Annotated in this window: 6 protein-coding genes and 2 pseudogenes; 4 read left to right on the top strand and 4 right to left on the bottom strand. The window is 71.1% G+C overall.

What is annotated here, in order from left to right; genetic code table 11:
• The 3 genes and pseudogenes from ACFW2Y_RS15655 to ACFW2Y_RS15645 all read right to left on the bottom strand — a co-directional run.
• On the bottom strand, window positions 1-338 hold a 338-nt coding region (locus ACFW2Y_RS15655), incomplete at its 3' end, for a transposase (protein ID WP_384878479.1).
• 268 nt (window positions 339-606) lie between these two features.
• Window positions 607-849 (bottom strand): annotated as a pseudogene (locus tag ACFW2Y_RS15650) (DUF6817 domain-containing protein); the annotation flags it as partial.
• A gap of 324 nt (window positions 850-1,173) precedes the next feature.
• A pseudogene (locus ACFW2Y_RS15645) lies at window positions 1,174-1,403 on the bottom strand (IS5/IS1182 family transposase); the annotation flags it as partial.
• A 740-nt stretch (window positions 1,404-2,143) separates the two neighbouring features.
• Between ACFW2Y_RS15645 and ACFW2Y_RS15640 the strand changes: the two are divergent.
• The 4 genes from ACFW2Y_RS15640 to ACFW2Y_RS15625 all read left to right on the top strand — a co-directional run bounded on the left by ACFW2Y_RS15640 (window position 2,144) and on the right by ACFW2Y_RS15625 (window position 5,084).
• Window positions 2,144-3,223: a MerR family transcriptional regulator gene (locus ACFW2Y_RS15640; protein WP_384878477.1), complete on the top strand. Its 1,080-nt coding sequence runs from the start codon at window positions 2,144-2,146 to the stop codon at window positions 3,221-3,223.
• 239 nt (window positions 3,224-3,462) lie between these two features.
• Window positions 3,463-4,086 carry a histidine phosphatase family protein gene (locus ACFW2Y_RS15635; protein ID WP_384878474.1) on the top strand — a complete coding sequence of 208 codons (624 nt, stop codon included), beginning with the start codon at window positions 3,463-3,465 and terminating at the stop codon, window positions 4,084-4,086.
• 151 nt (window positions 4,087-4,237) lie between these two features.
• Window positions 4,238-4,654 carry a helix-turn-helix transcriptional regulator gene (locus ACFW2Y_RS15630; RefSeq protein WP_384878483.1) on the top strand — a complete coding sequence of 139 codons (417 nt, stop codon included), beginning with the start codon at window positions 4,238-4,240 and terminating at the stop codon, window positions 4,652-4,654.
• Window positions 4,655-4,664: 10 nt separating this feature from the next.
• Complete coding sequence (locus tag ACFW2Y_RS15625) at window positions 4,665-5,084, top strand: VOC family protein (protein WP_384878471.1); 420 nt, start codon at window positions 4,665-4,667, stop codon at window positions 5,082-5,084.
• Between the two features lie 64 nt (window positions 5,085-5,148).
• On the opposite strand, the gene ACFW2Y_RS15620 is transcribed toward ACFW2Y_RS15625, so the two are convergent.
• Window positions 5,149-6,393 carry a GNAT family N-acetyltransferase gene (locus ACFW2Y_RS15620; RefSeq protein ID WP_384878468.1) on the bottom strand — a complete coding sequence of 415 codons (1,245 nt, stop codon included), beginning with the start codon at window positions 6,391-6,393 and terminating at the stop codon, window positions 5,149-5,151.
• Window positions 6,394-6,408 lie beyond the last annotated feature (15 nt).

Here is a 6,408-nt window from a genome sequence, read left to right as displayed (position 1 = left end):
TCTTGTGCGAAAAACTTCGTCGCCTTGCGGAGAATGTCCCGTTCGGTGGCGAGCTTGTGCATCTCCTTGCGGGCTGCCGCCAGCTCCCGGCGCAGGGCCTCGTTCTCGGCCTGAAGCTCCTCGGCCGTCGGCGGGGAATCCACCGTGTTCTTCTCCGTGCTCGTGCTCGTCGTGCTGCCCCCGCCGCGGCGGGCCCGTTCGGCCCGCACCCAGTTGCGCAGCGTCTCCCGGCTGATCCCCAGATCCTTGCCGATGCCCTCGAAGGTGTGGCTCGGATCCGACAGGTACAGCGCGACAGCGTCCGCCTTGAACTCGGGCGAGTAGACCTTCATCACCATAAAAGATGCCTCCTACCCGACCCCTGGCGGGGCCGGGATCAGAGGTGTCCACCACTCGGGGACAGGTCCCCAGGCTGAGCAGGCTGGCGCCGTGCTCGGTTCGGATCTTCGGGCTGATCGCTGCGAGATCCAGCTCGTTGGCGGCGGTCAGCTCGGCGAAATCCCGACGCTGGCCGAGACTTGGCTGGATCCTGGCACCGGTGAACCGGTCGAGGAGCATCGCGTCATCCTCGGCAAACCTCCGGTAGGTGGCCTTGCGGTCGCAGGAGGCGTACAGGTAGACGAGCGCCTCGGCGTCTGCTCCGATCGCCTCTGCCAAGTCTGCTCGATGTTCCAAGTCCAGCAGTGGGACCGGAAACCCGTCGGTGCCGTAGAAGGCATGGCACAAACCCGCAGCCCGCAGGGCCGGGCGACCTTCCCACGAGGCGAGCAGAGCTTCGACCCTCTTCAGGTGGGAGAGCAGGGTGCCGCCGGGGTGCTCGATCCCTTCGGCGTTCGCGTCCTTCAGCATCTTCAGTGCCTTCGCGGTCATCGCGGTCATCGCGACACCATCCGCCCTTCACGATTGCTCCGTGGCTACGGCTTGCCATCTGATCATCGTGGATTCACGGGGCGACCGCGGGGTCGCGTTCGGCCAGGACGCCGCGCAGGACTCCGACGACTCGCGGGAGCCGTCGGCCATCGCGATGAGTTCCTTGCTGCCCGCCGCGCACACGCCCGTGTGCCCGGCGTTGTCACCTGGTCGAACCTGGACGACGTGGAGAGCCGCTTGGAGCAGGCCATGACAGGGCCTGAGATCACGCCCTTGCGTGTCTGGACCAGCAGCGTTGGAACCTCACACTGAATGCTCTTGCGTGTCTAGGCGTGCGAGTTGGCGGTGGCCGATGAGGGCTGCGGCTATGCCGACGAAGGCAAGGAAGTGCTCGGCCTTGCGTTCGTACCGTCGATGGAGGCATCGGCAGCCAGCCAGGACACGGTTCTCTCGACCACCCAGCGGTGCCGGCCCAGCCGCCGCGAAGACTCGATGCCCTTGCGGGCGATGCGGTGGCGGATGCCCCGCCGACGGGGCCATCGGCACAGGAGATACGAATCTCAAATGGAGCGGCCCGACCGGCCGCATCGCGTCCCACTCGATGTGCCCCGTCGCTGGCCACGGCCCCTCCGTGGTGCGCCTTCGTAGGGACGGGACGCCTGCCCCGTCCCCGCGTCGGTTACCCCCGAGGCAATCGCGGCGCTCAAGGGCTCTCAGATACGTTCGCGGTCATCACCCGCCCCCGGAACGAAGGAGCCCCGTGGTGCCCGCTTACGGCTTCGCCCATCTCCGCAGTCGCCGGAACCACCCCGATGTCATCGAGTGCCTGGAACGCATCCAGACGACCCTCGCCCCCCTTCACGGGCCGCTTCGTCATCCACGATCCGCCGGCGGAAGTCATCGAGGGAAATTGGCCTGGCAGCATGGTGTTGATCGAAGGCGGCGGGCCGAACCACAGGCCGACCGAACGAGCCCGCAAGCTGCAGGGAGAAGCCGGCCGGGTCAGCCGGTCGACCGGGTAGGTCCAGCAGTCACGGACGACGCGCCGTCACGGAAGCCGAACACCGTTGATCGCCCTCGGGGAACGTGTGCCGGAACCCGAAGCTCGGCGACATCACCCTCCTGTGGACGAGCCCGCTCTCGACGCCGAGCCACGGGTGCTCTCGCGTGGCTCACGAACAGAACCAACGGGGCTCTCGGTTGACCTTCACCTTGGGGGAGCCCGCAGCATCGGTGGGGCCGGGCGACGTGCCCGGCACGAGGAGGAACGAGCATGGAGTTGCTGACCATCGGGACGTTCGCTAAGGCGTCCCGGCTGTCTCCGAAGGCACTGCGCCTCTACGACGAGCTCGGCCTTCTGACTCCCGCCCGCGTCGACCCGCTGACCGGCTATCGCCTCTACGCACCGGAGCAACTGGATCGGGCCCGGCTGGTTGCCTGGCTCCGACGGCTCGGGATGCCCCTCGCCCGCATCCAGCAGGTCTGCGCCCTGGCGGCAGGCCCGGCGGCCGAAGAGATCCGTGCGTTCTGGGCCCGGGTCGAAGCCGACACGGCCGCACGGCGGGACTTGGCCGCCTTCCTCGTCGACCACCTCTCCCGGAAGGACCCTGCCGTGTCCCCGACCGCCAAGCCCTTGGGCATCCGTTACGCCGCCCTTTCCGACACCGGCCTCGTCCGCGAGAGCAATCAGGACACCGTCTACGCGGGGTCCCGCCTGCTCGCCGTCGCCGACGGCTACGGCAGCGGAGGTGCCCCCGCGAGCGCCGCCGCCGTCGACGCGCTCAAGCGCCTCGAAACCGACGACGTCCCGGCGGGCAACCTCCTCGACGTCCTCGAAGAAGCGATCGACCGGGCCAAGCAGGCCGTGCACGGCGTCTCCGCACCCGGCCCCTCCCCCGAAGACGCCGGGACCACGCTCACCGCGATGCTCTGGACCGGGTCGCGGTTGGCCCTCGTCCACATCGGCGACTCCCGCGTCTACTTGCTGCGTGGTGGAGAGCTGTTCCAGATCACCCAGGACCACACCCTGGTGCAGGCGATGGTCGACGAAGGACGACTCAGCCCGGAAGAAGCCGCCTCCCACCCCCAGCGGTCGCTGCTGATCCGCGCCCTGGGCCAAGGAGCCGACTCCACGCCCGACGTGCGCCTGCGCGACGCCCGACAGGGGGACCGCTACCTGCTCTGCTCGGACGGCCTGTCCGCCGTCGTGCCGGCCGAAGAGATCCGCCGGGTGCTCTCCGACGCCAGCGGGCCCGAGCAGGCGGTCCACGAACTCATCGCCCTCGCCAACGACTCCGGCGGCCCCGACAACGTCAGCTGTGTGGTCGCCGACGTCATGGAGCTCCCGCGGTAGGAGCGGGCGGCACGCACTCGGCCGCCACCGTTCGGTCCGTCGGGCTCCCGTGCGGAGGGGACCCGCACCGGCACCGGTGCAGAAGGCCCCTCCGCCTCCGGTCCCGCCGTCCGCCCGGTCGTCGCAGCGGAGCTCGCACCGGGTCCCACCGGCCGAGACCGCCGCGACGCGACCACGGCCCCGGATCCCGACGTCCGTCCCCACATCAAGAAGTCCTGGATGGCGACGGAGCGAGGAACATGACGGACACCGCCGCTCGGCACCTCTACCTGGCCCGGCACGCCGAAGCCTCGGCGGACGGAACGGGCCTGACGGAAAACGGCCGGCGCCAAGCCGTTCTCCTCGGCGAACGGCTCCGGAGCGTCCCCCTTTCGGTGATCCACCACGGGCCGCTGCCCCGGGCCCGACAGACCGCCCGACTGGTCGGCGCACAACTCGACGCCGTCCCGCTGCGCCAGTCGGAACTGGCCGGCGACTACGTCCCCCACCTGCCCACGCGGGCGGAACTGCCGCCGGATTCGGCCGACGGCATGCTCGGCTTCCTCGCACGGCTGCCCGAGGAGGAGCGCGAGCGCGGTCCGGCGCTGGCCCGGGAGGCGCTCGCAGAGTTCACCGGTCCGGTCCGTGGTGACCACCCCCGCCACGAGCTGGTCGTCACCCACAGCTTCCTCGTCGGTTGGCTGGTCCGCGCCGCCCTCGACGCACCCGAGTGGCGCTGGATGGGGCTCAACCACGGCAACGCGGCCCTGACGGTGATCCGTTACGCACCCGGCACGCCGTCCTCCCTGACGCTCCACAACGACATGCGGCACCTGCCCGCAGAACTGCGCTGGACCGGCTTCCCCACCGAACACCACACCTGAACGGGAAGGCCGTGCGCCCCGCCCCGCGCTCGAAACCGCACGCGACCGGCTTCTCCCGCAAGGCCGTTCGGGCCTTTCCGCGGCCGGACGGTGACATCCTGGAGGCGTGGACCTGGACGACCTGAAGAGACTGCGCCGCGCGCGGGACACCATGGACCGCGACTACGCGTCGCCGCTGGACGTGCCGGCCCTGGCCCGGGTCGCCCTGATGTCGACGGGGCACTTCGCCCGCAGCTTCCGCGCCGCCTACGGCGAGACCCCGTACGGCTATCTGATGACCCGCCGCGTCGAACGGGCCAAGGCCCTGCTGCGGCGGGGGGACCTGTCCGTCACGGAGGTCTGCTTCGAGGTGGGCTGCACCTCGCTCGGTTCGTTCAGCTCGCGCTTCACCGAGCTGGTCGGGGAGACCCCGAGCGCGTACCGGGCCCGCCGCCACGCAGAGGACGCCGCGGTCCCGGCGTGCGTGGCCAAGGTGCACACCCGACCGGTGCGGAACGGCACGCCGCCCCTCGACCCCGGTGCCGAACCGATCAGGAACGGAGAAGCGGGAGCGAACGCCGCGCCGTAGCGTCGACGGCATGGACACCATCACCCTCTCCCAGTGCTTCATCACCGTCGACGACGCCGACGAGGCGCTCGGCTTCTACCGCGACGCGGTCGGCCTCGAAGTCCGCAATGACGTCGGCTACCAGGGCATGCGCTGGGTGACCATGGGCTCGCCCGCGCAGCCGGACGTGTCGGTCGTGCTGGAGACCCCGCTCCCGGACCCCGGCGCCTCCGAGGCGGACCGGCAGGCGGTCATGGACCTCCTCGCCAAGGGCCTGCTGCGCGCGACGATCTTCGCCACCGAGGACGTCGACGCCACCTTCGAGCGCATCCGGGCCACCGGCGCCGAGGTGCTCCAGGAGCCCGTCGACCAGCACTACGGCGTCCGCGACTGCGCCTTCCGCGACCCGGCCGGCAACATGATCCGCTTCTCCCAGCCCCGCAAGGCCTGAGACGGCCCCGGCGGCGGGGCGGTCCCGCCACCGGGGAGCCCGGGGCGGGTCGGAACGCGCGGACTCAGAAGATGTCCGGCGAGAACGGTCGCAGCGGGGTGCGGAACAGCAGGTCGGCGCGGGCCGCCGCCCCCTCCGTCCGCTCATCGACGCGCCCGAGCCGGGCCAGCCGTACCGCCGACTCGTCACCGAACGCGAGCACGGCCAACTCCGCGACGTCACAGGCGAGGTCGGCGGACTCGGTGGTCCGGACGCACGCCGCGCCCGCCGGGGAGGCGTCGAGGCGGTAGCGCCCGCCCGCCAGACCGTCCCGGTCCCCGAGGTCGAGCACCAGGCTCCCCTCTACCGGGTACGCGCGGTCCTGGAGGACCCGGGCCACGTCCAGGACCCGGACCCACAGCATGTCCACGTGCGTCAGCACCCTGGCCGCCCGGGGGTCCGGCAGCAGCAGCGGCAGCAGCTCGTCGGGCGCCCGGTAGCCGGAGCGGACCGTGACGACCCAGTCGATCGAACAGAGGTAGAGCCACAGGGCGCGCTCGGCCGCCGGGGTGACCGCGATCAGGTCCCGGACGGTCGCCGTGTTCATCGGTTGCTTGGCGTCGCCCCACTTGTCGTCGGCGGTGTACGCGGCGTACCCCTCGACCTCGCCGGACTCCGACCGGTACACCGCGTAGTACGGCTCCCGCCACGGCTCGCTCTGGTGGCCGAGTCCGGTGCCGAGTTCCCAGCCGCGCGCGTCGCGGTTGGTGACGCCGGCCCGGACGCCGGCCAGCCGGCGGTGCACCTCGGGACCGATCTTGCGGATCTCCTCGGCCTCCGTCAGGTCGATCCGGCCGCCGTCCTCGGGACGCCCCGAACGGCGCGGGTCGAGACCGGTCCGGCGCACGTCCACGCTCCACTCGGTGGCCCAGCTCGCCGGGCCGAAGCCGAACCGGCCGTAGATCGGGTACTCGGCGGCGATCAGCGTCGCGACCGCATCGCCCCGCTCCTTCGCTGCGGCGAGGTCCGCAGCCATCATCCGGCTCAACAGACCGCGCCTGCGGTGCGTCGGGGCCACCGTGACCTGGGTGATCGCATCGGCGACCAGACTGCCGCCGCCGACCGTGCTGACCTCCTGGCGGAAGGACCGGAAGGTCGCGACGATCCGGTCCCGGTCGAAGGCGCCGAGCGTCCGGGCGAGGTCCACGTGCGCCAGTCGGTCCGCGACCTCGGCGTCGGAGACGACCGGTGTCCGGAGGAAGCCCGTGCGCAAGGCCCTTTGCCAGTCGTGGAACTGGGACTCCGTCACCGCACGCACGTCGACGCTCATGCTCCGACCCTACGC

It is taken from the genome of Streptomyces sp. NPDC058877 (assembly GCF_042742855.1).
In the GTDB taxonomy this organism is placed as follows: Bacteria; Actinomycetota; Actinomycetes; order Streptomycetales; family Streptomycetaceae; genus Streptomyces.
The sequence above is the reverse complement of the archived record's forward strand: the minus strand, read 5'-3'. Positions and strand labels throughout refer to the sequence as shown.